The organism is Parapontixanthobacter aurantiacus, from assembly GCF_009827635.1.
Taxonomy (GTDB): domain Bacteria; phylum Pseudomonadota; class Alphaproteobacteria; order Sphingomonadales; family Sphingomonadaceae; genus Parapontixanthobacter; species Parapontixanthobacter aurantiacus.
On the sequence record NZ_WTYW01000001.1, the window covers coordinates 699859 to 723890 of the forward strand.

27 protein-coding genes and 1 tRNA gene are annotated in these 24032 nt (G+C 62.5%); 16 read left to right on the top strand and 12 right to left on the bottom strand.

What is annotated here, in order from left to right; genetic code table 11:
* Positions 1-45: 45 nt before the first annotated feature.
* The 7 genes from GRI38_RS03400 to yghU form a co-directional block, all read right to left on the bottom strand.
* On the bottom strand, positions 46-462 hold the full coding sequence (locus GRI38_RS03400; RefSeq protein WP_160681508.1) for a potassium channel family protein: 417 nt from the start codon (positions 460-462) through the stop codon (positions 46-48).
* Positions 459-1220, bottom strand: coding sequence for a MauE/DoxX family redox-associated membrane protein (locus tag GRI38_RS03405; protein ID WP_202389828.1), 762 nt, complete (start codon positions 1218-1220; stop codon positions 459-461). Before GRI38_RS03405 ends, GRI38_RS03400 begins: the two co-directional genes overlap by 4 nt.
* Entirely contained in the window at positions 1217-1702 is a 486-nt protein-coding gene (locus GRI38_RS03410; RefSeq protein WP_237487418.1) for a DUF411 domain-containing protein, read from the bottom strand. The genes GRI38_RS03405 and GRI38_RS03410 overlap by 4 nt, the downstream gene beginning before the upstream one ends.
* 5 nt (positions 1703-1707) lie before the next feature.
* Positions 1708-2337 (bottom strand): DUF2231 domain-containing protein, encoded by a 630-nt coding sequence (locus tag GRI38_RS03415; RefSeq protein ID WP_160681510.1) that lies wholly within the window; start codon positions 2335-2337, stop codon positions 1708-1710.
* Positions 2334-2603 (bottom strand): metal-sensitive transcriptional regulator, encoded by a 270-nt coding sequence (locus GRI38_RS03420; protein ID WP_160681511.1) that lies wholly within the window; start codon positions 2601-2603, stop codon positions 2334-2336. Before GRI38_RS03420 ends, GRI38_RS03415 begins: the two co-directional genes overlap by 4 nt.
* A 367-nt stretch (positions 2604-2970) precedes the next feature.
* Positions 2971-3045 (bottom strand) — tRNA-Gln (locus tag GRI38_RS03425).
* A 116-nt stretch (positions 3046-3161) separates the two neighbouring features.
* Positions 3162-4016 (bottom strand): glutathione-dependent disulfide-bond oxidoreductase, encoded by an 855-nt coding sequence (gene yghU / locus GRI38_RS03430; protein WP_160681512.1) that lies wholly within the window; start codon positions 4014-4016, stop codon positions 3162-3164.
* 164 nt (positions 4017-4180) lie between these two features.
* On the opposite strand from yghU, the gene GRI38_RS03435 reads away from it, so the two are divergent.
* Together GRI38_RS03435 and GRI38_RS03440 are read left to right on the top strand one after the other, a co-directional pair.
* On the top strand, positions 4181-5194 hold the full coding sequence (locus GRI38_RS03435) for a DNA topoisomerase IB (protein WP_160681513.1): 1014 nt from the start codon (positions 4181-4183) through the stop codon (positions 5192-5194).
* 77 nt (positions 5195-5271) lie between these two features.
* A complete protein-coding gene (locus GRI38_RS03440) occupies positions 5272-7332 on the top strand; it encodes an NAD(+) synthase (protein WP_160681514.1) in 2061 nt (686 codons plus the stop codon).
* A 25-nt stretch (positions 7333-7357) separates the two neighbouring features.
* Here the strand turns inward: GRI38_RS03440 and GRI38_RS03445 are convergent, their stop codons facing one another.
* The 3 genes from GRI38_RS03445 to GRI38_RS03455 form a co-directional block, all read right to left on the bottom strand.
* Positions 7358-8056, bottom strand: coding sequence for a pirin family protein (locus tag GRI38_RS03445; protein WP_160681515.1), 699 nt, complete (start codon positions 8054-8056; stop codon positions 7358-7360).
* 122 nt (positions 8057-8178) lie between these two features.
* On the bottom strand, positions 8179-9276 hold the full coding sequence (locus GRI38_RS03450) for a branched-chain amino acid aminotransferase (RefSeq protein ID WP_160681516.1): 1098 nt from the start codon (positions 9274-9276) through the stop codon (positions 8179-8181).
* A gap of 470 nt (positions 9277-9746) precedes the next feature.
* Positions 9747-10319, bottom strand: coding sequence for a hypothetical protein (locus tag GRI38_RS03455; RefSeq protein ID WP_160681517.1), 573 nt, complete (start codon positions 10317-10319; stop codon positions 9747-9749).
* Positions 10320-10353: 34 nt separating this feature from the next.
* Between GRI38_RS03455 and GRI38_RS03460 the strand changes: the two genes are divergently transcribed.
* The 13 genes from GRI38_RS03460 (at position 10354) to GRI38_RS03520 (ending at position 22015) form a co-directional block, all read left to right on the top strand.
* Complete coding sequence (locus GRI38_RS03460) at positions 10354-11091, top strand: TlyA family RNA methyltransferase (protein ID WP_160681518.1); 738 nt, start codon at positions 10354-10356, stop codon at positions 11089-11091.
* Between the two features lie 104 nt (positions 11092-11195).
* Positions 11196-12728: an acyl-CoA carboxylase subunit beta gene (locus tag GRI38_RS03465; RefSeq protein WP_160681519.1), complete on the top strand. Its 1533-nt coding sequence runs from the start codon at positions 11196-11198 to the stop codon at positions 12726-12728.
* 85 nt (positions 12729-12813) lie between these two features.
* Positions 12814-13134: a hypothetical protein gene (locus GRI38_RS03470; RefSeq protein WP_160681520.1), complete on the top strand. Its 321-nt coding sequence runs from the start codon at positions 12814-12816 to the stop codon at positions 13132-13134.
* A gap of 34 nt (positions 13135-13168) precedes the next feature.
* Positions 13169-13429, top strand: coding sequence for a hypothetical protein (locus GRI38_RS03475; protein ID WP_160681521.1), 261 nt, complete (start codon positions 13169-13171; stop codon positions 13427-13429).
* Positions 13426-13872, top strand: coding sequence for a methylmalonyl-CoA epimerase (gene mce / locus GRI38_RS03480; protein WP_160681522.1), 447 nt, complete (start codon positions 13426-13428; stop codon positions 13870-13872). The genes GRI38_RS03475 and mce overlap by 4 nt, the downstream gene beginning before the upstream one ends.
* Positions 13872-14483, top strand: a complete 612-nt coding sequence (locus GRI38_RS03485; protein ID WP_160681523.1) for a glutathione S-transferase family protein — start codon at positions 13872-13874, stop codon at positions 14481-14483. Before mce ends, GRI38_RS03485 begins: the two co-directional genes overlap by 1 nt.
* A 92-nt stretch (positions 14484-14575) precedes the next feature.
* Positions 14576-15361, top strand: coding sequence for an enoyl-CoA hydratase-related protein (locus GRI38_RS03490; protein WP_337191231.1), 786 nt, complete (start codon positions 14576-14578; stop codon positions 15359-15361).
* Positions 15362-15408: 47 nt separating this feature from the next.
* Positions 15409-17583, top strand: coding sequence for a methylmalonyl-CoA mutase (gene scpA / locus GRI38_RS03495; protein ID WP_160681525.1), 2175 nt, complete (start codon positions 15409-15411; stop codon positions 17581-17583).
* The gene (locus tag GRI38_RS03500) at positions 17580-17819 is read left to right on the top strand and encodes a hypothetical protein (RefSeq protein ID WP_160681526.1); all 240 of its coding nucleotides are present in this window, start codon (positions 17580-17582) and stop codon (positions 17817-17819) included. The genes scpA and GRI38_RS03500 overlap by 4 nt, the downstream gene beginning before the upstream one ends.
* Positions 17812-18837, top strand: a complete 1026-nt coding sequence (gene bioB, locus GRI38_RS03505; protein WP_160681527.1) for a biotin synthase BioB — start codon at positions 17812-17814, stop codon at positions 18835-18837. Before GRI38_RS03500 ends, bioB begins: the two co-directional genes overlap by 8 nt.
* A 24-nt stretch (positions 18838-18861) precedes the next feature.
* Positions 18862-19272: a hypothetical protein gene (locus tag GRI38_RS03510; RefSeq protein ID WP_160681528.1), complete on the top strand. Its 411-nt coding sequence runs from the start codon at positions 18862-18864 to the stop codon at positions 19270-19272.
* Positions 19273-19430: 158 nt separating this feature from the next.
* A complete protein-coding gene (locus GRI38_RS03515) occupies positions 19431-19865 on the top strand; it encodes a hypothetical protein (RefSeq protein WP_160681529.1) in 435 nt (144 codons plus the stop codon).
* A gap of 128 nt (positions 19866-19993) precedes the next feature.
* A complete protein-coding gene (locus tag GRI38_RS03520; protein WP_160681530.1) occupies positions 19994-22015 on the top strand; it encodes an acetyl-CoA carboxylase biotin carboxylase subunit in 2022 nt (673 codons plus the stop codon).
* 93 nt (positions 22016-22108) lie between these two features.
* Here GRI38_RS03520 and aroB read toward each other — a convergent pair whose 3' ends face one another.
* Both aroB and GRI38_RS03530 read right to left on the bottom strand, forming a co-directional pair.
* A complete protein-coding gene (gene aroB, locus GRI38_RS03525; RefSeq protein ID WP_160681531.1) occupies positions 22109-23218 on the bottom strand; it encodes a 3-dehydroquinate synthase in 1110 nt (369 codons plus the stop codon).
* Entirely contained in the window at positions 23206-23814 is a 609-nt protein-coding gene (locus GRI38_RS03530; protein WP_160681532.1) for a shikimate kinase, read from the bottom strand. Before GRI38_RS03530 ends, aroB begins: the two co-directional genes overlap by 13 nt.
* A gap of 78 nt (positions 23815-23892) precedes the next feature.
* On the opposite strand from GRI38_RS03530, the gene GRI38_RS03535 reads away from it, so the two are divergent.
* Entirely contained in the window at positions 23893-24030 is a 138-nt protein-coding gene (locus tag GRI38_RS03535; protein WP_160681533.1) for a hypothetical protein, read from the top strand.
* The last annotated feature ends 2 nt before the right edge of the window (positions 24031-24032 follow it).

Sequence of the window (24032 nt, forward strand, 5' to 3'; positions counted from 1 at the left end):
CCGCCCTTGTCGGAATGTTCTGCGTGTTTGCGGTTTTCGGCCATCTCAGCTCTCCTCCTTGCTCATGGTCTTGTAAACATATTGCGCCGTGCAGCTGATCATGAGGAACCCGGTCAGTGCCGCGATCCCGGAAATGGCGCGCATGTGACCGGCGGGCAGGATGTCGCCCAGCCCCACGGTCGAAACGGTGATCAGCGCGAAATAATAATAGTCCATCCAGCTATCGATGACGTCCTTCTCGAGGCTGCCGAGACCCCATTGGGCCGCGAGATACATTCCGGCAGCGAATATAGCGGCAATGACAAGGTGGCTCAGCAGGACGATAGAGGCGCCGCCTAGCAGGCGCAGGTGTCGCGGGTCCTTGCCGGCAGGCGAGATCGCCTTGGCCCATCGCAGCATCCAGAGATGAAAGTAGAGCGACAGGGCAAACAGCGCGAAACCAAGCAAAAGTGCTGCGATCATAGCGTGATCCAGCCGAGTGCCTTCGCTCCCATCCAGAGGCCCATGCCGATCATGAACAGGTTCTCCGTCAGCGACACGAAGCCGAGCGGCACGTTGCTGCTCCCGCCGACGCATGCGCATTTGAGTTCGCGCTTGTCGATATATACCGCCTTGAAGACGCTGACGGCGCCGACCGTGCCGATGAACAGCGACACGGGAACGGAAATTATCGGCAAGGCATGCGCTACCATCAGGATGCCGGCCAGTGCCTCGCCGAACGGATAGATGAAGCCGTAACGGACCCAGCGGCGTGCGAGCAGATCGTAATTGAGAAACATGGTGGAGAAGCTGCGAACGTCCTGCAGCTTCTGGATCGCGAGCAGTGCCATCGACAGGCTGACGAACCATTCGATCGCCTGAACGGTGACGATCGTCTCGAATACGTACCAGCTGATGGCGAGGCCGAGCAGGAAGGCGACGCCGAAGATCGCGAGCACCGGCTGGTAGCTAGTCTCGTCTTCGGCTGGCTGACTGCGCGACTTGCCGAAATGCTCCCGGAGATCGTCGTATCCCCCGATACGCTTGCCGTTTATGAATGTCTGCGGGGTTGTCTTGACGTCGTGCTTTTCCTTGAAGGCATCGGTCTCGGCGCGGGTTTCAAGATGGTGGTCGTCGATCGAATACCCTTCGCGTTTCAACAGATCGATCGTCTTCAGACCATAAGGACACACATGGTCCGGCATGACCATGCGATAAACGGTCGCTGTCTTGTCCTTCATGCACCGCTCCCTTCGTAACTCGCCCAGACGCTGCGGCCGGCAGGTCCGAATGCGATCACCTCGAAGGGCTGGCGATGGTCGCCATGTTCCATCCCCGGCGAGCCCATCGGCATGCCAGCGACCGCGAGGCCGGTGACGCCCTCTGGCCGCTCGGCGAGCAGGCGTTCGACATCGGCTGCGGGCACGTGGCCCTCGATCACGTAACCATCGACAAGGACCGTGTGGCACGAGCGCAAATCGTCAGGCACGCCGTTCTCCGCCTTGACCGATCCCATGTCGGGATGATCGATCGTCGTGACGTCGTGCTTCTCGCCCTGTTCCATATGCTCGGCCCAGGCGAGGCAACAACCGCAATTGGGATCGCGGAACATGGTAAGTTCCGCGGCTTGCGCGGCGCAGGCCGACAGCGCTGCGACGAGAGCCAAGCCGCCGGTCAGACTGCGGAGGCGGGAAGACGAAAACGGTATCTTGTGCATCATCATTTCCTTCATAAGCCGAGATGGTTGGGACCATGGGCGAGTTCGCCGCCCCAATAGCCTTGTGCGAAGATGGCGAGTGTCAGAAAGCCGAGGACGAAGCGCAACGCCGTGCGATTGGTGGCTCCCGAAATCGCCGCCGCGCCGAGCGAGATTGCCGCGATGCTCGTGCCGGTCCATCGGTGCAGCTGGATCGTCGTCCCGCCCCCGAACCAGAGGCCGGTGTGTATCCATCCGAAGATCGCCGCGACGACCGCGCCGATCGCGCCGCCCCAGACCATGACGTTCACGGCACGGTAAAGGCCGCTTGCGTCGGCGGAACGTGCTGCCGCGAAAGCCTCCGTCGCCGCCGCCATCAGCAGCAGGGCAATGGGAAAGTGAACGGTCGCGGGGTGCAGTTTTGTCAGGATCGAACCGGAATCACTTTCATGCGCTTCGTCCGAGCGGCCCTCTTCCTGAGCGCTTGTCGAACCCGCGGCGCTTTGCGCGGCTGCATTTCCTTGCGTTTCGTTTGCGCTGCCAGCTTGTGCAGAGGCGGCTTCGCTCGACGCGCCCTGTTCGTCGTCCGGTCCATGGGCCGCGACAGGCACGGCGAAAAGTGCAAGACAGATCGCGGAGATTATCAGGAAAATGTTCTTCATCGTTTTGCCTTTTCGAACAGGTCGACCAGTTCGGCGAATTTGCGCTGCTGTTCGACCGGGTCGCCGCTATCGATCGCTTCCGTCACGCAGCTTGCGGCGTGACGCTTCAGGATCTCGCTTTCGGCGCGCCCGAGAGCGGCCTTCACGGCCTGCAGCTGCACGAGGATGTCGATGCAGTATCGCTCGTCCTCGACCATTCCGGCGATGCCGCGAACCTGCCCCTCGATCCGGCGCAGGCGGTTGAGTATGGCGCTATGATCGCTCATTTACCTCGTCACGCTTCCAAAGACAAATTACCCATATGGGGTATCCGCGGTTCCATAAAAGACCCGGTCTTATCAAAAACTAAGAGTATCGGAGCGACCGTTCGGCGTCGTGGGTTGGCGTGAACGGCTTTCATCGCTCACAGGTGCCCCGAGCCTGGCGAAAGCGATTTAGCGTAACGTTAACCATCCTTGCCTAACGTTCCCTGTCTACGGGGTGATCTCGATCTTGCTCGTGCCAACGTTGTGCTTCGCGGTGTCGCGGTTCCTCGACCGGCTCGACAGCCGCTACGGCCCTCCGAAGCGATAGCGGGTGCTGCTCCGATCTTTACGCGGACCTACGGCTGATCGGGGCGAGACTGTCGAGGAGTGGCTGGGGTGGCAGGGATCGAACCTGCGAATGCCGATACCAAAAACCGGTGCCTTACCACTTGGCCACACCCCAGCAATGCACAAGCAGGCAGGTTCGTGGAAGAAACCGCCGGCCGGGCGCCGCCCCATATAGCGGTGTCGATGCGGATGTGAAGGGCGAATTGCTTCGCCCTTCATTGTCTCGCGGCGCTAGATCGCCTTGCCTTCGAAATCCTCAGCCGAATGGCGCTCCGCGAGCTGCTCGTTCTCCTCGCCCCAGGTCTTGCACACGATCCGTCCGCGCCTGACAGCGGGGCGTTCGGCGATCTCCTTTGCCCATCTGCCGACCGCCTCATACTCGTCGATCGAGAGGAATTTTTTCGCCTCGTTGTAGATTTTGCCGGTGGTGAAGGGCTCCATCCACGGAAATGCCGCCATGTCGGCGATGGTGTATTCGTCTCCTGCCAGATAGCGGCTTTCCTGAAGCCGCTTGTCCGCGACGTCGAACAATCGCTTGGTTTCCATGGCATAGCGATTGATCGGGTATTCGTATTTCTCGGGCGCATAGGCGTAGAAATGCCCGAAGCCTCCGCCGATGAAGGGCGCGCTGCCAATTTGCCAGAACAGCCAATTGAAGGTTTCGGTCCGCGCCTTGCCTTCGGCAGGCAGGAAGGCGTCGAACTTTTCCGCCAGATGGACGAGGATCGAACCCGATTCGAAGACGCGCACAGGTTCCGCCCCGCTGCGGTCGAGGAGGGCGGGAATCTTGGAATTGGGATTGATGTCGACAAAGCCGCTGCCGAATTGCTCGCCCTCGCCGATATTGACGGTGAACGCGTCATACTCCGCCTCAGAATGTCCGGCTTCGAGCAGTTCCTCCAGCATGATGGAGGCCTTCACCCCGTTGGGCGTGGCGAGCGAATAGAGCTGGAAATCGTGCTCGCCTGTGGGCAGTTCGCGCTCCTCTCGTGCGCCCGCGGTCGGACGATTGATATTGGCGAAGCGGCCTCCGTTTTCCCGGTCGTAGGTCCAGACTTCGGGCGGAGTATAGGTCGTGTCGGTCATCGAGGGGGCTCCTTCTTTTGGAATGCGCTCGACCCGCAACTTGGGCAGACAGTCCCCTTGGCGCAAGGCGCAGGGATCGCACGGCGCGAACAAACCGGCAGCGCCTTAAGCCCTCTCTTTCCCCGATCGGAAACCCAAGGGCCGCCTCGAACGTATCGAAGATCATGGCCAGCGAACCGCAACATCTCATTTATGTCGACGACGATCTACCCGGCATCACGCGCAAGCGCGCCGGGACCGGCTGGGCCTATTACGATCCCAAGGGAACGCTTATCAGGGATCGCGCGGAAAAACGCCGCCTCAATGCTATCGCGCTCCCGCCGGCCTATACCGACGCATGGTTCTGCCCGGCCGACAATGGCCACATTCTCGCGACCGGCTACGATGCGGCGGGGCGCAAGCAATATCGCTATCACCCTGACTTCAGAACCATGCGCGAGAGTGAGAAGTTCGACGGCTGCCTCGCATTCGGCAACCTTCTACCGCTGGTGCGCAAGAAGGTCGAGGACGATATGAAGGCGCGCAAGCTGACGCGGCGGAAGGTCGTGGCGACCGTCGTCAGGTTGCTCGACAGGGGTGCGGTGCGCGTAGGTAACGATACATACACGCGCTCGAACCAGAGTTATGGTGCGACGACGCTCCAACGCAACCATGTCGAGGTCAACGGGACCAAGCTCGTTCTCCATTATCCCGGCAAGTCGGGGAAGGAGCGTCACGTCGAATTTGCCGACAAGAGCCTGTCACGGGTCATCAAGCGGCTGCAGGACCTCGAAGGGCAGCGCCTGTTCCAGTTTCGCGATGACGATGGCGAACTTCACGCGATCGATAGCGGCGATGTGAACGACTACATCCGCGAGGCGACCGGCCAGCATTTCACGGCGAAGAACTTCCGCACCTGGCACGGCAGCGTTCTGGCATACAATGCGCTGTTCCATGCGAAGGAACGCCTGACGCTCAAGGTGCTGCTCGAAGCGGTAGCGGAGCGGCTGGGCAATACGCCCGCGGTTACCCGGCGCAGCTACATCCACCCGGCGGTCATCGCGCAAGTCGATGGACAGGAAGCATGGCGCGAGACTGAGCGTCTTCCGCGCTCGACCAAGTACCTCTCGCGCGAGGAGCGCGGGCTTATCGCCATGCTCGAACAGTCGCCGGCCGCGTCCGAATTGCTCGCCGCGTAAGGAGCCGTTAGGACACTCGCCAGAGGGAGGGCCGCAGGCAGCGCGTTCCCGAAACCGAAAGGGGGAATTTCGCCTTCATGCCCGATACCGACCACCCGTTCTACGACCTGCATACGCATGGTTTCGTGCGATTGGCGACAAGCACGCCCAAGGTGCGCACCGCCGACGTCGAATACAACGCAAACGGCATCATCGAGCAGGCGAAGAAAGCCCATGCGCAGAATGTCGATCTGCTTCTCTATCCGGAATTATGCCTGTCGTCCTATGCCATCGACGACCTTCTGCTGAACGCGGCACTGCTCGATAGCGTCGAGGCGCATATCGAGCGGATCGTCGAGGCGAGCCGCGACGTTACCCCGGTGCTGGTGATTGGCGCGCCGCTGCGGCACAAGGGGCGCATCTACAATTGCGCACTCGCCATCGCGAATGGCGAATTGCTCGGCGTCGTGCCCAAGAGCTTCCTGCCCAATTATCGCGAGTTCTACGAAAAGCGCTACTTCGCGCATGGCCGCGACATCGTGGGCAAGACGATCGCGGCGGGCGGCTATGAGGCGCCGTTCGGCTGGGACCTCGTATTCTCCGCCGACAATCTGAAGGGCTTCACCTTCGCGCTGGAAATCTGCGAGGACTTCTGGGCGCCCGATCCGCCCTCGACCCGCGCCGCACTTGCAGGAGCAACGATCCTGCTCAACCTCTCCGCGTCGAACATCACGATCGGAAAGTCGGACGAGCGACATCTGCTGTCGCGTGCGCAGTCCAGCCGGACGGTTTCCGCCTATGCCTATTCGGCGAGCGGCTACGGCGAATCCACCACCGACATGGCATTTGACGGGCAGGGCATGATCTACGAGCTCGGCGACCTGCTGGTCGAGAGCGTGCGCTTCGATCATGAGGCCGAATTGTGCATTGCCGACATCGACACGCAGCGCATCCTCAATGAGCGGATGCGGATGCAGACCTTCAACGATGCGGCAGAAGCCGCCGAAAGGCCCGAAGACTGGTTCAGGACCGTTTCCTTCACGCATCGCTACGAGGGCGGGGACATCGGCCTGCGTCGGCCCATCAGGCGCTTTCCTTTCGTGCCGAACCGCCCCGACAAGCTGGACGAGGATTGCTACGAGGCGTTCAACATCCAGGTCGATGCCCTTATGCGGCGGCTGGAGGCAACGGGTTCGAAATCGCTCGTCATCGGCGTTTCGGGCGGTCTCGATTCGACCCATGCACTGATCGTCGCGGCCAAGGCGATGGACCGGCTCGGCAGAAATCGCACCGACATTCGCGGCTACACGATGCCCGGTTTCGCGACCTCGGATCACACGAAGGGCAATGCGTGGGACCTCATGCGCGCGCTCGGCATCACGGCGGAAGAGATCGACATCAAGCCGGCCGCACGTCAAATGCTGGGCGACATGGGCCACCCCTTTGCGGACGGCGAACCGGTCTACGATACGACCTTCGAGAACGTTCAGGCCGGGCTGAGGACGGACTACCTTTTCCGGCTTGCCGGCCATCACAAGGGCTTCGTCCTCGGAACGGGCGATTTGAGCGAATTGGCGCTGGGCTGGAGCACCTATGGCGTCGGCGACCAGATGAGCCACTACAACGTCAATAGTGGTGTTCCAAAGACACTAATTCAGTATCTCATTCGCTGGACGGAACGCACGGACCAGTTCGATCCTGCAACCAACAAGGCGCTCGATGCGATCGTCGATACCGAGATTTCGCCGGAGCTGGTTCCGGCGGGCGAGGACGGCGAAATACAGTCGACGCAAGGAGTCATCGGCCCGTACGAACTCAACGACTTCTTCCTGCATCACACGATCCGCTACGGACAGAAACCGAGCCACATCGCGTTCCTCGCGCACCATGCCTGGCGCGACAAGGCGAGCGGCGTCTGGCCGATCGAGTTTCCTGAGGAAGCGAAGAACGAATACGATCTGTCGACGATCGCCGACTGGCTGGAAAAGTTCTGCCAGCGCTTCTTCGCCTTCAGCCAGTTCAAGCGATCCGCGCTACCCAACGGGCCGAAGGTCACGTCAGCCGGGGCGCTCTCTCCGCGGGCCGACTGGCGCGCACCGAGCGACGCGGTAGCCGACGTCTGGCTGACGGAACTGCGCGAAAACGTCCCGCGCGACTGACGCAAGACCGCGCGGGACGTGCAGTTCAGCGGGCGTCGACGAGCACGATCTCCGCATCCTCCAGCGCGGTCACCGTCACGCTTTCGCGGTCGGTGATGGCGACGCCGTCGCGGGCCTTCGCCTCGACGTCCTCGATGCGGATCGAACCCGTGGCCGGGACAAGATACAGGTGCCGGTCCTTGCCGGTTTCGTATGTCACGCTCTCGCCCGCAGCGAGGCTCGCCCCGGCAACGCGCGCATTAGCGCGAATGGGCAAGGCGTCCCCGTCGCCTTCCATGCCGGAAGCGAGGGTGACGAAGCGCCCGGCGCGATCGTCTTTCGGAAACGGCGCAGCGCCCCAATGCGGTCGTCCACCGCGTTCTTCGGGAACGATCCAGATCTGGAAGATGGTCGTTTCCTCGTCTTCGCGATTGAATTCGGAATGTTGGATGCCAGTTCCCGCGCTCATCACCTGGACGTCGCCCGCTTCGGTGCGGCCTTCATTGCCCATGCTGTCCCGGTGCGAGATCGCGCCGCTGCGGACATAGGTGATGATCTCCATGTCGGCATGTCCGTGCGGCGGAAAGCCGGCACCGGCTGCGATGCGGTCGTCGTTCCACACGCGCAGCGCTCCCCAGTTCATGCGCGCCGGGTCGTGATAGCCGGCGAAGGAGAAGTGGTGATGTGCGTCGAGCCAGCCGTGGTTGGCTGCGCCGAGGCTTTCGAAAGGACGATGTTCGATCATTGGTCAGACTCCGGATTGCTTTTGACCGGAGATAGGTGCGCAGGCTGCCCGCTTGAACGGTGCGATTTTGAATTACAGTAATCGTTTTGCCCGGCAAGCAGGAGTGGGCGCAACCGGCCTCGTCAGAGGCGCATTACCCAGTCGGCTGGATCGGCCACAGTCCCGCGCTGGATACCAACGAGACGCTCGCGCAATTTCGTGGTGATCTGTCCGGCGCTGCCACTGCCGATGGTAAAGTCGCGATCTTCTCCGACGACCCGCCCGACCGGCGTCACGACCGCCGCCGTTCCGCAGGCCAGCGTTTCTACGAGGCGTCCGCTCGTCGCATCGCTTTCCCACTGGTCGATCGAATAAGGTTCCTCTCGCACGTCCAGCCCCTCCTCGCGAAGCAGGTGAATCAGGCTGTCGCGGGTGATACCGGGCAGGATCGTGCCCGTCAGCGGCGGAGTGACAACGCTGCCATCGTCCATGACGAAGAACAGGTTCATGCCGCCCAGTTCCTCGATCCATTTCTTTTCGACCGCATCGAGAAAGACGACCTGGTCGCAACCGTTCGCAATGCCTTGCGCTTGCGGAACGAGGCTGGCCGCGTAATTGCCGCCGGTCTTCGCAGCGCCCGTACCGCCTGGTGCGGCGCGGACGTAATCGCTGCTGACCCAAATCTTCACCGCTTTCGCGCCGCCCTTGAAATAGGCTCCGACGGGCGAGCAGATCAGCACGAACTTGTATTGCTTTGCAGGACGTACGCCGAGGAACGCCTCGCTCGCGAACATGAAGGGGCGCAGGTAAAGAGAGCCGCCCTCAGCGTCGGGCATCCAGTCCCGGTCCACCGCCATCAGCTGGCGGATGCTTTCGATGAACAGTTCTTCGGGCAGTTCCGGCATCGCCATGCGCCGCGCGCTGGCGTTGAAACGGCGCGCATTCTGTTCGGGCCGGAACAGGGCGAGCGAGCCATCGTCATGGCGATAGGCCTTCAGCCCCTCGAAGATTTCCTGCGCGTAATGCAGCACCGCCGCCGCCGGATCGAGCGCAATCGCCTCGCGCGGTCCGAGCCTTGCCGAATGCCACCCGCCCTTTGCCTCGTCATAGTCGAGGACGACCATGTGATCGGTGAACACCGTGCCGAAGCCCGGATCGGCGATCGCCTGGCGGCGCGTTTCGCCGGGTACCGGGGCGGGGTGGGGAATAGCCTGAAAGTCGAGAGCCGGCGCATCGGCCATGAGGTGCTTCTCCATCGGAGTGGGCGTCGTTTGGTTCGACGCGAATATGGCCAAGCCGCGCCGAGGGCAAGGACTGTCGATAACCCGGCCAAAGCGCGATGGCGGAGAGCACCTGTCCGAAATGGCTTACCCAAACAAAAGGGCGGCCCTCAACAAAGAGGAGCCGCCCTTTCATGGGTCAGCGGCCGGAAGTGCCGCCGACGAAACCTTTACCGCGTCTTCAACCGCGATAATGCTCCGCCTGGAACTTTACCGACCCCCTTGCTGAACCATGAGACATCGGATCACCTCCTTTCGCGCTATTTAGCCAGAGCCTGCCGTTCACCGGGAAGCCCAAGACCGCGTTCGCCGCTGATCTTGAAAAGCAATCTGCTGTTCGCAACCGCAAAATGCAAGGGGCGATTTACGAGATTTTCACAGCGTAATTTCGGGTGCTCACCGCTCGCGGTAAAGCACCTCGAAGGGTCGAGCTATCGGCAATCCTCGATCACGCGGCTGACTTCAGGCCAGGCGGGAACGTATATCGAGGGATAACCGTCCATCTCGATCGCGAACCGGCCTTTGGTAATGGCCATGGCATCGAGGATCGGGTCTCGCGGATCGACCACCGCTGTTTTCAACTTCCGGCCTTCGGGGTCGGGTGGTGCGACGAAGCTCTTTGTCGCTGTCTCCGTCTTGATGACCATTTGCGAAGTCGTGATTCCGTCGACGCTACGTCCGATGAGGACATTTCCGCCAGGACTGCATGTCAGCCGCAGCAGCGTCTCTCCCTGCGGAGTGTCGAAGGTGGCGAATGTGTAGAGTCGCCGCGTCTGTCCGACCTCCTCGCGCCCATAACTCCAATCGCCTGGCGTTTGCGGCGCATCGAGATAATTCTCGTATTGCGGAACGGGCGGGGGCGGTGCGGGGGTCGGCGTCGGCGTCGGCGCGGGAAGCGGCTGCGAAACAGGGGGCGGGGCCTCTTCGGGGACGGAGGGGATACAGGCCGCCAGAGTGAAACTCAGCGCAATCGCGCCCGTAAGATGCAGATATATCGGTTTCATGGTCCTCCAATGCGCGCTAACGGCTTTCGCTCCCATGCCCAGAAAAATGCGCCTCGACCAGATGCTCGTCGATCGCGGTCTCGTCGAAAGCCGCACGCGGGCGCAGTCGCTCGTCATGGCAGGGCTGGTCTTTTCGGGCGAGACCAAGCTCGTCAAGCCCGGCCAGCAACTGGCCGAAGGTGCGCCCCTCGAAGTGCGGGGGCGCGATCATCCCTGGGTCAGCCGTGGCGGGATCAAGCTGGCCCATGCGCTCGAACATTTCGCGCTCGATCCGACAGGTGCGATCGCGATGGACGTCGGCAGTTCGACGGGCGGTTTCACGGACGTCCTGCTGGCGAACGGTGCGGACCACGTCTTCGCCGTCGATAGCGGGACGAACCAGCTTGCCTGGAAGCTGCGGCAGGACGAGCGCGTCACGGTGCTCGAGCAGACGAGTGCCCGCATCCTGACCCGCGAACAGATCGATCGTCCGGTCGGCTGGGTGGTGTGCGATGCCAGTTTCATCTCGCTTGCCAAGGTGCTGGAACGGCCCCTCGAACTGGCCGAGCGCCAATGTCGCCTCGTCGCGCTCATCAAGCCCCAATTCGAGGTGGCGCGCGAAGAGGTCGGCAAGCGCGGCGTCGTCTCCGACCCGGCACTGCACGAGCGCGTATGCGGCGAAGTGCGCGAATGGCTGGAAGGGGCGGGCTGGGCGGTGGACGGCATCGTCCGGAGCCCGATCACCGGACCCGAAGGCAATGTCGAATTCCTGATCGCGGCACGACGCGGCTGACCTCGCCGACCTCCGCGCGCTGCACCCGCTTCGCTTGACCGCTTCACCGGCGCGCGGCAAGGCAGCGGCATCATTGCAAAAGCATCGCGACCGAAGGGACTGGAATGTCGGCCAATATCGCTGAAATGGAACGCCGCCGCGAGGCCGCAAGGATCGGGGGCGGCGAAAAACGCATCGAAGCGCAGCACGCCAAGGGCAAGCTGACCGCGCGCGAACGGCTCGACGTCCTTCTCGATTTCGGCAGTTTCGAGGAGCTCGACACCTATGTCGAGCATGACTGCACCGATTTCGGCATGGACGAGCAACGCATTCCCGGCGACGGCGTCGTCACGGGCAGCGGCACGATCAATGGCCGGCTCGTCTTCGTGTTCAGCCAGGACTTCACCGTGTTCGGCGGCTCGCTCTCGAAGCGCCATGCAGAGAAGATCTGCAAGGTCATGGACATGGCGATGAAGGTCGGCGCGCCGGTCATCGGCCTCAACGATTCGGGCGGGGCGCGCATCCAGGAAGGCGTCGCCTCGCTGGGCGGCTATGCCGAGGTCTTCCAGCGCAACGTGCTGGCGAGCGGGGTGGTCCCGCAGATCAGCCTCATCATGGGACCATGCGCGGGTGGGGCGGTCTATTCGCCGGCAATGACCGACTTCATCTTCATGGTGAAGGACAGCTCCTACATGTTCGTTACCGGCCCGGACGTCGTGAAGACGGTCACGAACGAAGTCGTCACGCAGGAGGAACTGGGCGGGGCCGTCACCCACACGACCAAGACCAGCGTCGCGGACGTGGCGTTCGAGAACGATATCGAGACCCTGCTCGCGACGCGTAATTTCTTCGATTTCCTGCCGCTGTCGAACCGCGAGGAAGTGCCCGAGCGCCCGACTTCGGACAAGTGGGACCGCGCGGAGCCGAGCCTCGACACGCTCATTCCCGACAATGCGAACCAGCCCTACGACATGCACGAGGTCATTCGCAAAGTGCTGGACGAGGGCGACTTCTTCGAGGTGCAGCCAGCCCATGCCGCGAACATCATCTGCGGCTTCGGTCGTATCGAGGGGCGCACCGTGGGCGTCGTCGCGAACCAGCCGATGGTGCTCGCAGGCGTGCTCGACATCGCCAGTTCGAAGAAGGCTGCGCGCTTCGTGCGCTTCTGCGACGCGTTCGAAATCCCGATCCTCACTTTCGTCGATGTGCCCGGCTTCCTGCCCGGCACGGCGCAGGAGCATAACGGCATCATCAAGCACGGCGCGAAGCTGCTCTTCGCCTATGCCGAGGCGACCGTCCCCAAGATCACCGTCATCACCCGCAAGGCGTATGGCGGCGCCTATGACGTCATGGCCTCGAAGCATTTGCGCGGCGATTTGAATTACGCCTGGCCCACGGCCGAGATTGCCGTGATGGGCGCGAAGGGCGCGGTGGAGATCATCTTCCGCCAGGACCGCGACGATCCCGAAAAGATCGCCGAAAAAACGAAGGAATATGAAGACCGCTTCGCTAATCCGTTCGTGGCGGCGCAGCGTGGCTATATCGACGAGGTGATCTATCCTCATTCGACGCGGCGGCGGATCGCGCTGGGGCTGCGTAAGCTACGGGGCAAACAGCTCGAGAACCCGTGGAAGAAGCACGACAACATTCCGTTGTGATGAGATGGGCAAAGCTGTCTGGTGTATTGTCGCATTGGCGTTTTTCGTAGGCTTCCCTGCTTTGATGTGGTGGGAGGCATTATCGATGAAGACACAAAGTGATCTGGTCGTCAGATATGGGGAGCCAGTCAGTCCTATGCAGTTCTGGTTCGTGGCAATGGTATTTGCCGGAGGCGGTTTGTTTGGCGTGTATCAGGGAATGACCAATCCCAATCCCAACCTCTCATCACGAGATCGCATTTTTGTTGGTGGCGGTGCAGCATTGTTCTGCATGGCGTGCGCTACTGCCGCTAGTGCGACGGCGATTAAACAGAGCGATTTGCTGGAACTTTATGCCGATGCTAGCCCATATTCCTCAGCAGTCACCGAGCTGCCATCGCGGACGAAGCAGATCGAAAACCCTTAGAAGAAGCACGATAATATTCCGCTTTAGGTGAGACATGGACGCTAAGGGCATCACATTCTTAATTTGCTGGACCGCATTTGCGGCGATTGCAGCATGGGTATGTTTCAATCGGCTGAATGCTGCGAAGGAGACCGGCACGTTCCGATATCTCTTTCACGGTATCGGCGAAGAGAATTGGTCAAATCTCTTCGGACTCCTGAAAGGCTTCCTCAACGTCCAAGCCTATATATTTTGCTTGATGGCGGGGATTGGCTTGGTTTGGCTCGCAGCTACTCTGATCGGAAAAGTGAAATGAAACTCGGCCGTCTTAATCATATCGGCGTCGCCACGCCCTCGATCGAGGAATCCTTGCGCTATTACCGCGACACAATGGGCGCGGTGCAGATTACGGAGCCGTTCGACCTCCCCGAACAGGGCGTGACAGTCTGCTTCGTCGATACGCCGGACAGCACAGGCGAAGTCGGCAAGGGCACCCAGATCGAACTGATCGAACCACTGGGAGAGACCTCCACGCTCAACACCTTCATGGAGAAGAACCCGCTCGGAGGGCAGCACCACGTCTGCTACGAGGTCGAGGACATCGAGGAAGCGCGGCACTGGTTCGAGGGGAGGGGCAAGCGCATTCTTGGCCCCACCCGCATCGGGGCGCACGGAACGCCGATCTTCTTCCTCCACCCCAAGGACATGATGGGCCAGCTGACCGAGATCATGGAAACGCCGAAAAAGGACGCGCACTGATGCTGTTCTACGACAGTCCGAACCCGGCACCCAATCCGCGCCGCGTCCGTATCTTCGCGGCCGAGAAGGGCATCGATCTGCCGTCGCGCGAAGTCTCGATTCCCAGGCGCGAGCAGAAGGCTCCCGATTTCGTCGCGAAGAACCCGCGCGGCCAGACGCCGATCCTCGAACTCGACGACGGTACGGTGATTGCCGAAAGCGTCGCGATCATGCGCTATCTCGAGACGCTGCATCCCGAACCGCCGCTGTTCGGAACCACGCCGCTGGAGATTGCCCGGATCGAGATGTGGTCGCGCCGGGTCGAGATGATCGCGATGCCGCCCGTCGGCGCGGTCTGGGTCCACACGCACGCCTTCACCGCCGCGCTGCCCGGTCGCAATAGCGAGTGGGGCGAGGCGAACAGGCCGCGCGTCGCCGATGCGATGCGGTTCTTCGACAGTTCTCTTGCGGAAAGCGAATATCTCGCCGGAGACGGCTACAGCGCCGCCGACATCCTTCTGCTGACGACCGTGGACTTCGCTGCCTTCGTCGGGCTCGCCATGCCAGAGGAATGCGACAACCTTCGCGCCTGGCACGAGCGCGTTTCCGCCCGCCCGAGCGCGGCGGCCTAGCCCATCGGGCAGCATCGCGGTGCGATGCACTTGCTAAGCGAGGCCACTGGGCGCTACCGCGCTGGCCGAAGATAAGCTGTGGGAGAATGCGCGTGAGCTACGAGACCATCATCGTCGAGAAGGACGGTCCGCTGACGACCATCACGCTCAACCGGCCCGACCGGTTGAACGCCATGCCGCCGCAAATGGCGGACGAGATCGGGGCGGCGTTCTACGATCTCGGCGATGCACGCGCCGTCCTCATCACCGGGTCGGGCAAGGGCTTTTGCTCGGGCGCCGATCTGGCAGCGCGCGGAGAGAGAAGCGCGCTCGACAATAAGGGTGGCAGCCACCGCGCCCTGCAAAACCATTACAATCCGGCGATCAACTTGGTTCTGCGCGCCTCTGTTCCGGTCGTCTGTGCCGTCAATGGTCCCGCCGCCGGGATCGGTTGTTCGCTGGCCTTGGCGGGCGACTTCGTCCTTGCCGGGAAAAGCGCCTATTTCCTGCAGGCCTTCGTCAATATCGGCCTCGTTCCCGATGGCGGTTCGACCTGGCTGCTCGCACGCAGCATCGGGCGCGCCCGCGCCAATCGCATGATGATGCTGGGCGAGCGCATCGGCGCCGAACAGGCCGAGGATTGGGGGCTCATCTACAAGGCGGTCGAGGACGAGGCGCTGATGGACGAGGCGAGGGCGCTCGCCCGCAAACTCGCCGATGGTCCGACGCTCGCACTCGGCACGATGAAGCGCAATATCGCGACTGCGCTCGATTGCAGCCTGAACGAAGTGCTGCTCGCGGAGGCCGAGGGGCAGCAGCGCGCCGGGGCCAGCGCCGATGCGACGGAAGGCGGCATGGCGTTCCTCGAAAAGCGCAAACCCGAATTCAAGGGACTGTGACGTGGCTGCACTTTCGCGGCCGGACGAATTGTGATTAGAGACGCCGCATGAGCGATAGCGACAACATCCCGACCTATGACGACTGGAAAGCCCGCGCCACGAAGGAAGTGAAGGGCCCGGAAAACTTCGATGCTCTCACCTGGCACACGCCGGAGGGGATCGACGTCAAGCCGCTCTATACCAGCGAAGATACCGAAGGTCTCGACCCCGGTGTTCCGGGCATCGCGCCGTTCACGCGCGGCCCCTACGCCTCGATGTACACCGGCCGCCCGTGGACGATCCGCCAATATGCCGGCTTCTCCACCGCCGAGGAATCGAACGCATTCTATCGCCGCAACCTTGCCGCCGGGCAGAAGGGCCTGTCGGTCGCCTTCGACCTCGCCACGCACCGGGGCTATGACAGCGATCATCCGCGTGTCGTCGGCGATGTCGGCAAGGCGGGCGTCGCGATCGACACCGTGCGCGACATGGAAATCCTGTTCGACCAGATCCCGCTCGACAGCATGAGCGTGTCGATGACGATGAACGGCGCGGTGATCCCCGTCCTCGCCTTTTACATCGTCGCGGCGGAGCGGCAGGGCGTTTCGCAGGACAAGCTCGCCGGGACCATCCAGAACGATATCCTGAAGGAGTTCATGGTCCGCAACACCTATATCTATCCGCCCGAACCCTCGATGCGGATCGTTTCGGACATCATCGCATATACCTCGGCCAACATGCCGAAATTCAACAGCATTTCGATCTCCGGCTATCACATGCACGAGGCCGGTGCGACGGCGGTGCAGGAACTCGCTTTCACCATCGCCGACGGCAAGGAATACGCCAAGCGCGCGATGGAAGCGGGCCTCGACATCGATGCCTTCGCGCCGCGCCTGTCCTTCTTCTGGGGCATCGGCATGAACTTCTTCATGGAGATCGCCAAGATGCGCGCGGCGCGTGCATTGTGGCACGACGTCATGACCGATCTCGGCGCGCAGAACGACAAGTCGAAGATGCTGCGCACCCATTGCCAGACGAGCGGCGTGTCCTTGCAGGAGCAGGACCCCTACAACAACGTCATCCGCACCACGATCGAAGCGATGGCCGCGGTGCTGGGCGGCACGCAATCGCTCCACACAAATGCGCTGGACGAGGCGATCGCGCTGCCGACCGACTTCTCCGCCCGCATTGCGCGCAACACGCAGCTCGTCATTCAGGAGGAGACCGGCATCACCAATGTCGCCGATCCGTTGGGCGGCAGCTACTACATCGAGAGCCTGACCGCCGCGCTGGTGGACGAGGCGAAGGTGGTGCTCGCCGAGGTCGAGGCGGCAGGCGGCATGACCGAATACGTCGCCAGCGGCAAGCCGAAGGCGCAGATCGAGCGCGCGGCGGCAGCCAAACAGGCGAGCGTCGATCGCGGCGAGACCGTCATCGTCGGGGTGAACAAGTATCGCCGCGACAAGGAAGACGAGATCGACACGCTCGACATCGACAACCACGCGGTGCGCCAGTCGCAGATCGCGCGGATCGAACGGGTTCGCAGCGAGCGCGACGAGGATGCGTGTCAGGCCGCGCTCGATGCCTTGCCCCAAGGCGCGAAGGGCGGCGCGAATGTCCTCGAACTCGCGGTCGAGGCTGCACGCCATGACGCGACGCTTGGCGAGATTTCGGCGGCGCTGGAAGACGTCTTCGGCCGCTACGACACGATGCCGAGCCCGGTGAAAGGCGTCTATTCGGCGGCCTATTCGGACGACACCCGCTACGCGCAGGTGGTCGAGGGCGTGAAGGCGGTCGAGCGGCGGCTGGGGCGCGCGCCGAAGCTGATGGTCGCCAAGATGGGGCAGGACGGCCACGACCGCGGCGCGAACGTCATCGCATCCGCCTTTGCCGACATGGGCTTCGAAGTGCTCTCCGGCCCGCTGTTCCAGACCCCTGCGGAAACCCGCGAAATGGCGCTGGCGAACGATGTCGACGCCATCGGCGCGTCGAGCCTTGCCGCGGGCCACAAGACGCTCATCCCCGAACTGATCGGCCTGCTGAAGGAAGCGGGCCGGAGCGACATCAAGGTCATCGCCGGCGGCGTGATCCCGCAAAAGGATTACGACTTCCTGCGCGATGCCGGGGTGCAAGGCATTTACGGTCCGGGCAGCAATGTGGTCGAATGCGCGGCGGACGTGCTGCGCCTGCTGGGCCACAACATGCCGCCCGCGGGTGAAGATCTGGACGAGGCGGCGGAGTGAAGCGCAAAAATCTGCAAACATTCGGCGGGATAATGCTGCTCATTGGGTTGCTTACCTCGCCAGCCAAGACATTTGCGTTGCGCTGCCGGTCAAATCCTGCTGGCTGGCTGGAAGCACAGTGCCAGCAATTCCGTGAGCTTCATTGGCCTTGGGGCTACGCTTTCTTGCTAATCGGAGCGCTGCTGATCGTGGTCAGCCTGTTTGCTCACAAAAAGACATCGGAAAAGCATGACTGACATCCGCACCGACTGGACCCGCGAGGAAATCGCGGCGCTGTTCGACCTCCCCTTCACCGAGCTGCTCTTCCGCGCGGCCACCGTCCACCGCGAGTATCATCCGCCCGAGCAAATTCAGCTCTGCACGCTGCTCAGCATCAAGACCGGCGGGTGTCCCGAGGATTGCGGCTATTGCTCGCAGTCGGTGAAGGCCGATAGCGGCGTCGAGGCGACCAAGCTGATGGACGTGCGCGCCGTGCTCCAGACCGCGGCGCAGGCGAAGGATGCGGGCAGCCAACGCTTCTGCATGGGCGCGGCGTGGCGCAACCCGAAGGACCGCGACATGCCCGCGATCGTCGAGATCGTGAAGGGCGTCTCCGCCATGGGCCTCGAAACCTGCATGACGCTGGGCATGCTGACGCCGAAACAGGCGGATATGCTGAAGGAAGCGGGCCTCGACTATTACAATCACAATGTCGACACCGGGCCGGAATATTACGAGCGCGTCATTTCGACCCGCAACTATCAGGACCGGCTCGACACGCTCCAGAACGTGCGCGATGCGGGGATCAACGTGTGCAGCGGCGGCATCGTCGGCATGGGCGAGACGCGCGAGGACCGGGTGGGCTTCGTCCACACGCTCGCCACGCTGGAACGGCATCCCGAAAGCGTGCCGGTCAACGCGCTGGTGCCGGTCAAGGGCACGGTGCTGGGCGATATGCTCGCCGATACGCCGCTCGCCAAGATCGACGATATCGAGTTCGTCCGCACCGTGGCGGTGGCCCGCATCTGCATGCCGATGAGCATGGTGCGCCTGTCCGCAGGCCGCGAGAGCATGAGCGAGGCGACGCAGGCGCTGTGCTTCATGGCGGGTGCGAACTCGATCTTCACCGGCGACAAGCTGCTGACCGCGCCCAATGCAGGCGACGACAGCGACAGCGCGCTGTTCGCCAAACTTGGCCTCACGCCGCTGCAAGAGGAAGAGCCGCTTCGCCGCAGCCGTCACGGGGCTTGCCAGATGCGCGAACCGGCGGAATAACAAGGCTTCCGAAAGGGGGCGAAGATGAGCGAGGACGGGCAGGAAGCGGAAGGGCGCAAAACCCTGACGGAGAAGCTGGGGGGCACCACCGACGAACAACTGCTGGCGGAATTCACCGGCGCGGATGCCGAAAATCTAAGCTACGACTTCTTCAAGAACATGACGTCGCTGTCCGTGCTGACGCTCGGCGGTATCCTGACCCTGTCCGAAGGCCTGTTCGCGGAACGGATCGAGTTCCGCCAGATGATGCTTACCGCCGGACTGATCGCGGCTGGCGGCGTGGTCGCGCTGCAATGCCAGGCGGACATCGTGCAGATGGCGCGCGGCAAGAAGGTCTCGGCCGCGTGGCTGCGCTTCGGCCATCGCATCGTTCCGGGATTTCTCGGCGCCGGCATCGGGTCATTCCTCGCGCTGATCGCGGGCGCATTCGGCTGATCGAGACGAGGACGGCCGTGTCAGCCCACAGGCGCGACCCGCCGACTCGCTTTTTTTGTTAAACTAGGTTAATAAGCCGGTCGGACCGGCAGACCGCAGACACCGTCGGGAGAAAGGTCCGTTTCGGGTCGCAGTTTCTATCAACAGGGAGACTGACCATGAAGAAACTGATGTTCGCCGCCGCTGTCGCATTCGCCGCAACGAGCATGACCCCCGCCGCCTTCGCGCAGGACGCCGATCCGGCGCTTGCCGAGCTCGACTGGTACCGGGTTTCGATGATCAAGTGGAAGCCGGGCAAGGGCGAGCGCGCGCACGAGATCATCGAGATGTTCGAGAAGGTCGATACTGCGCTGGGGCTCGACGGCGTGATCGATCTGCACATGGCGACGGGCGACTACGATTCTATCGTCGCCTTCCCCATGCGGCAGGGCATCGCCGCAATGGGCTGGGCGGAAAATCCCGAAAGCGCCAAATGGGAAGCCGAATTTGCGCGCCAGGTCGGCGGCGAAGACACGGCAGAGGCGATCTGGGACGAATTCAATTCCCTCATCGACACGCAAGCGCGTCATCTCGCGCATATCGACCGCGACTGACCGCGCATCGAACGAGCCCGGCTGCGGCAGAAGGGGCATGGCGTCCCTGCATCGCCGCGGCGGCTTGATGTAAGGCCACGGGGGCGGCATAGGAACGGCCAACTTCCAATGCCGTCCTCGGAGAGCCGATGTTCAAGAAAATCCTGATCGCCAATCGCGGCGAAATTGCCTGCCGGGTCATCAAGACGGCCCGCCGCATGGGCATCGCCACGGTGGCGGTCTATTCCGACGCCGATGCGCGCGCACCGTTCGTGCGCATGGCGGACGAGGCCGTGCACATCGGTCCGCCGCCCGCGGCCGAAAGCTACCTGCTGGCGGACAAGATCATCGAAGCGGCGAAACAGACCGGAGCGGAGGCGATCCATCCCGGTTACGGCTTCCTGTCGGAACGGGCGAGCTTCGTCGAACAGTTGGAAAAGGAAGGGCTCGTCTTCATCGGCCCGCCTGCCAGCGCGATCGCGGCGATGGGCGACAAGATCGAATCGAAGCGCCTCGCGAAGGAAGCCGGCGTCAACACCGTGCCGGGCTCGCCGGATGCGATTGCCGATACCGAAGAGGCGCTGCAATGGGCGAACGAGATCGGCTATCCCGTGATGATGAAGGCGAGCGCGGGCGGCGGCGGCAAGGGCATGCGTCTCGCCTGGAACGATACCGATGTGCGCGAAGGTTTCGAAGCGACGCAGCGCGAGGGCAAGAATTCCTTCGGTGACGATCGCGTCTTCATCGAGAAGTTCATCGAAGACCCGCGCCACATCGAAATCCAGATCCTCGGCGACAAGCACGGCACCATCCTTTATCTGAACGAGCGCGAATGCTCGATCCAGCGACGCCACCAGAAGGTCGTCGAAGAGGCACCTTCGCCTTTCGTGACGCCCGAAATGCGTCGCGCGATGGGGGAACAGGCGGTCGCCCTGTCACGTGCGGTCGATTACCATTCGGCGGGCACGGTCGAACTGATCGTCAGCGGCGCGGACAAGAGCGGCCAGAGTTTCTACTTCCTCGAGATGAACACCCGGCTGCAGGTCGAGCATCCGGTGACCGAAGCGATTACTGGCATCGACCTTGTCGAGCAGATGATCCGCGTTGCCGCCGGAGAAAAGCTGGACATGCGGCAGGAGGATATCGGCATCGACGGCTGGGCGATCGAGAACCGGGTCTATGCCGAAGACCCCTATCGCGGTTTTCTCCCCTCGATCGGGCGGCTCGTCCATTACGACCCGCCGGTCGAACCCTGGGCAAGCGACGGGGCGAAGAACGACACGCGCGGCATCGACGGCATCCGCGTTGATGACGGGGTGATGGATGGCGGCGAAGTCTCGATGTTCTACGACCCGATGATCGCCAAGCTCGTCACCTGGGGCGAAACGCGCGATGCGGCGGCGGACCTGCAAGTGGCCGCGCTCGACGCCTTCCGGATCGAGGGGGTCGGCCACAATGTCGATTTTCTATCCGCAATCATGCAGCATCCCCGGTTCCGCTCCGGCGAACTGACGACGGGCTTCATCGCGGAGGAATATCCCGAAGGGTTCGAAGGGGCGGCGGCCTCGGACGAGTTGAAACGCGGGCTTGCTGCAATCGGCGGGGTGATCGCCACGGTTGATGCCGACCGCGCACGGCGGATCGACCAGCGCCTCGGCGGGCGGGTTGCGCCTCCGGGCGACTGGACGGTGCGGATCGACGGACAGGACTACGCGGTGACGCTCGGCGAGAGCGACATCGAGGTCGACGGGCGCGAAGTGGCGCTCGAAATGGAATACACGCCCGGCGACCGGGTCGTCGCGGTAACCCTCGACGAGGAAGAACTGACGATCCAGTTGAAGCCGACGACGACCGGCTATGCAGTGACGACCCGTGGACGGACGCACCGGCTGCGGATCCTGCCGACTCATGTCGCGCATCTGGCAGAACACATGATCGAGAAGGTCCCGCCCGATACGTCGAAAATGCTCATTTGCCCGATGCCCGGCCTGCTCGTGAAGCTGCATGTGACCGAAGGCGAAGAAGTCCAACCGGGCCAGCCACTGGCGACGGTCGAGGCGATGAAGATGGAGAATATCCTGCGCGCCGAGAAGGGCGGAACGATCGCCACGATCAATGCAGGCGAGGGCGACAGCCTGGCCGTCGACGAGGTCATTCTCGAACTGGAATAGCCGACGCTTGGCGGGCCCTCGACATCAGTGTGGGCCGTTTAGACATCATTGTGCCGATTTTCGAGTCGATCCGAATAGCGCCGCCTAAGTCACTCAATGCGCTTGCAATTCTTCCGTCAGGAAGGCCGCGACGTCGTCGAGCACCACATTGCGGTCGAGGCGCGCCTTGCCGATGGCGTCGAGCAGGATGAAGGGCAGGGTGCCGCCCTCCATCTTCTTGTCATGGAGCATGTGTCCGACCAGAGTTTCGCCATCGCAATCGAGCGACAAGGCACTGATTTCGGACGGTAATCCAGCCGCATCGAGGGCGCGGGTGATGCGCTCCGCCTCTTTCCGGGCGATGTTTCCGAGCCGGGCGGAATAACGGGCGGCCAGCACCATGCCGAGCGCTACAGCTTCGCCGTGCAAGAGCTTGTTTCCAAAGCCTGTTTCCGCTTCCAGCGCATGGCCGAACGTATGTCCGAGATTGAGGAGCGCACGCTTTCCGGTGGTTTCCCGCTCATCCTCCGCGACGATCGCCGCTTTCATCGAGACGGACTGCGCGACCGCCTCTTCGAGCAGCGCCGTATCGCCCGCAACCAGCGCGGGTCCATGACGCTCGCACCACTCGAAAAACGGGAGATTTCCAAGGATGCCGTATTTGATGACCTCCGCATATCCGGCGCGCATCTCGCGCGGGGGAAGGCTCGAGAGGGTCGTGATGTCCGCCAGGACGAGGTTCGGCTGATGGAACGCGCCCACCAAATTCTTCCCGGCTTTGGTGTTGATCGCCGTCTTGCCGCCGACCGAGCTGTCCACCTGCGCCAGAAGGGTCGTCGGCACCTGGATGAACCCGCAGCCACGCTTGAGAATCGAGCAGGCGAAGCCCGTGAGATCGCCGACCACGCCGCCCCCGAAAGCGATGACGTTGTCGCTGCGCTCTACACCTTTCTCCAAGAGCCAGTCGGTCAGCTTTTCGAGCTCCGACCAGCTTTTCGAGCCCTCGCCCGAAGCGACTTCGTAAAGCGCAATTTCTCGACCGCCCTGCGCCAGCGATGCCTCCAATCGGCGACCATGTTCGGCCCAGGCGCGTTCATCCGCAACGACGCAAACCGTGTCTGATTTCAACAGCTTGTCGGTAATAGCGGCGAAATTTGGCAAGATGTCGGGTTCGACCACCACATCGTAGGAGCGCCCGCCCAAGGCGACCTTTATGACAGCCATCGTTCGACCGCTTCCAGTATGTTCTTCGCCGTTTCAAGATGCGGATTGTTCGAGCCTGATATGCGGATCGGCGCCTCCGCGTAGAAAGGCGCGCGCTCCTCATACAGCCGGGTGAGGATCTCCTTTGGATCGCCGTTCTTGAGGAGCGGTCGCGAATTGCGCCGCCCGGTCCGTTCGACCAGCGTATCGATGTCGCAATCGATCCATACCGCGATCCCCTCTTCGAGGATGAGCTCGCGCGTTTCGTTGTTGCAGAATGCTCCGCCGCCGGTCGCGATGACGCCCGTTTCCTCACGCATGAGCCGTGCGATGACCCGGCGTTCGCCCTCGCGGAAATAGGCTTCGCCATGAGCCTCGAAGATTTCCGATACGCTGCGCTGCGCAGCGTCCTCGATCGCTTCGTCCGCGTCGCAGAAGGAACATTCGAGCAGCGAGGCGACCTTGCGCCCGACGGTGCTCTTGCCTGCACCCATCAGTCCGACGAGTACGATCGGCTTGGGAAGGCGACGTCTGAGATCGTGCAGCGCCTGTCGTTCGATGTCGGGAGAAGGCGCTGCATCCGCCCCCGCTTCGCTTGTTTGAGGCCTGTTCGACATTGATAGCATCGCTATAGATGCGCTAGACGCTGCGCAAGCGTAGTCGCATCGGTGCGGCGCAGGAGCTAACGGATAGCGATGTCTGCTAAAAGGATCGGGATCATCCTCGGTGCCGGACTGGTAATCTTGCTGGTATATGCCCTGATCGACGGGGGCCGCGAACCTCTGCGCCCTGTGGTCGAGGAAATCCCGGTACCGGACGATGCGGCTGGCTGATA

Coding starts and splice junctions, on each gene's coding strand:
- GRI38_RS03520 (WP_160681530.1), top strand. CDS start 19,994: ATGTTCAAGAAAATCCTGATCGCCAATCGCGGCGAAATTGCCTGCCGG.
- GRI38_RS03400 (WP_160681508.1), bottom strand. CDS start 462: ATGATCGCAGCACTTTTGCTTGGTTTCGCGCTGTTTGCCCTGTCGCTC.
- bioB (WP_160681527.1), top strand. CDS start 17,812: ATGACTGACATCCGCACCGACTGGACCCGCGAGGAAATCGCGGCGCTG.
- GRI38_RS03465 (WP_160681519.1), top strand. CDS start 11,196: ATGTCGGCCAATATCGCTGAAATGGAACGCCGCCGCGAGGCCGCAAGG.
- GRI38_RS03485 (WP_160681523.1), top strand. CDS start 13,872: ATGCTGTTCTACGACAGTCCGAACCCGGCACCCAATCCGCGCCGCGTC.
- GRI38_RS03455 (WP_160681517.1), bottom strand. CDS start 10,319: ATGAAACCGATATATCTGCATCTTACGGGCGCGATTGCGCTGAGTTTC.
- GRI38_RS03405 (WP_202389828.1), bottom strand. CDS start 1,220: ATGAAGGACAAGACAGCGACCGTTTATCGCATGGTCATGCCGGACCAT.
- GRI38_RS03470 (WP_160681520.1), top strand. CDS start 12,814: ATGAAGACACAAAGTGATCTGGTCGTCAGATATGGGGAGCCAGTCAGT.
- GRI38_RS03515 (WP_160681529.1), top strand. CDS start 19,431: ATGAAGAAACTGATGTTCGCCGCCGCTGTCGCATTCGCCGCAACGAGC.
- GRI38_RS03475 (WP_160681521.1), top strand. CDS start 13,169: ATGGACGCTAAGGGCATCACATTCTTAATTTGCTGGACCGCATTTGCG.
- aroB (WP_160681531.1), bottom strand. CDS start 23,218: ATGGCTGTCATAAAGGTCGCCTTGGGCGGGCGCTCCTACGATGTGGTG.
- GRI38_RS03530 (WP_160681532.1), bottom strand. CDS start 23,814: ATGTCGAACAGGCCTCAAACAAGCGAAGCGGGGGCGGATGCAGCGCCT.
- GRI38_RS03460 (WP_160681518.1), top strand. CDS start 10,354: ATGCCCAGAAAAATGCGCCTCGACCAGATGCTCGTCGATCGCGGTCTC.
- GRI38_RS03410 (WP_237487418.1), bottom strand. CDS start 1,702: ATGATGATGCACAAGATACCGTTTTCGTCTTCCCGCCTCCGCAGTCTG.
- GRI38_RS03420 (WP_160681511.1), bottom strand. CDS start 2,603: ATGAGCGATCATAGCGCCATACTCAACCGCCTGCGCCGGATCGAGGGG.
- GRI38_RS03450 (WP_160681516.1), bottom strand. CDS start 9,276: ATGGCCGATGCGCCGGCTCTCGACTTTCAGGCTATTCCCCACCCCGCC.
- GRI38_RS03440 (WP_160681514.1), top strand. CDS start 5,272: ATGCCCGATACCGACCACCCGTTCTACGACCTGCATACGCATGGTTTC.
- mce (WP_160681522.1), top strand. CDS start 13,426: ATGAAACTCGGCCGTCTTAATCATATCGGCGTCGCCACGCCCTCGATC.
- GRI38_RS03415 (WP_160681510.1), bottom strand. CDS start 2,337: ATGAAGAACATTTTCCTGATAATCTCCGCGATCTGTCTTGCACTTTTC.
- GRI38_RS03535 (WP_160681533.1), top strand. CDS start 23,893: ATGTCTGCTAAAAGGATCGGGATCATCCTCGGTGCCGGACTGGTAATC.
- yghU (WP_160681512.1), bottom strand. CDS start 4,016: ATGACCGACACGACCTATACTCCGCCCGAAGTCTGGACCTACGACCGG.
- GRI38_RS03510 (WP_160681528.1), top strand. CDS start 18,862: ATGAGCGAGGACGGGCAGGAAGCGGAAGGGCGCAAAACCCTGACGGAG.
- GRI38_RS03445 (WP_160681515.1), bottom strand. CDS start 8,056: ATGATCGAACATCGTCCTTTCGAAAGCCTCGGCGCAGCCAACCACGGC.
- GRI38_RS03435 (WP_160681513.1), top strand. CDS start 4,181: ATGGCCAGCGAACCGCAACATCTCATTTATGTCGACGACGATCTACCC.
- scpA (WP_160681525.1), top strand. CDS start 15,409: ATGAGCGATAGCGACAACATCCCGACCTATGACGACTGGAAAGCCCGC.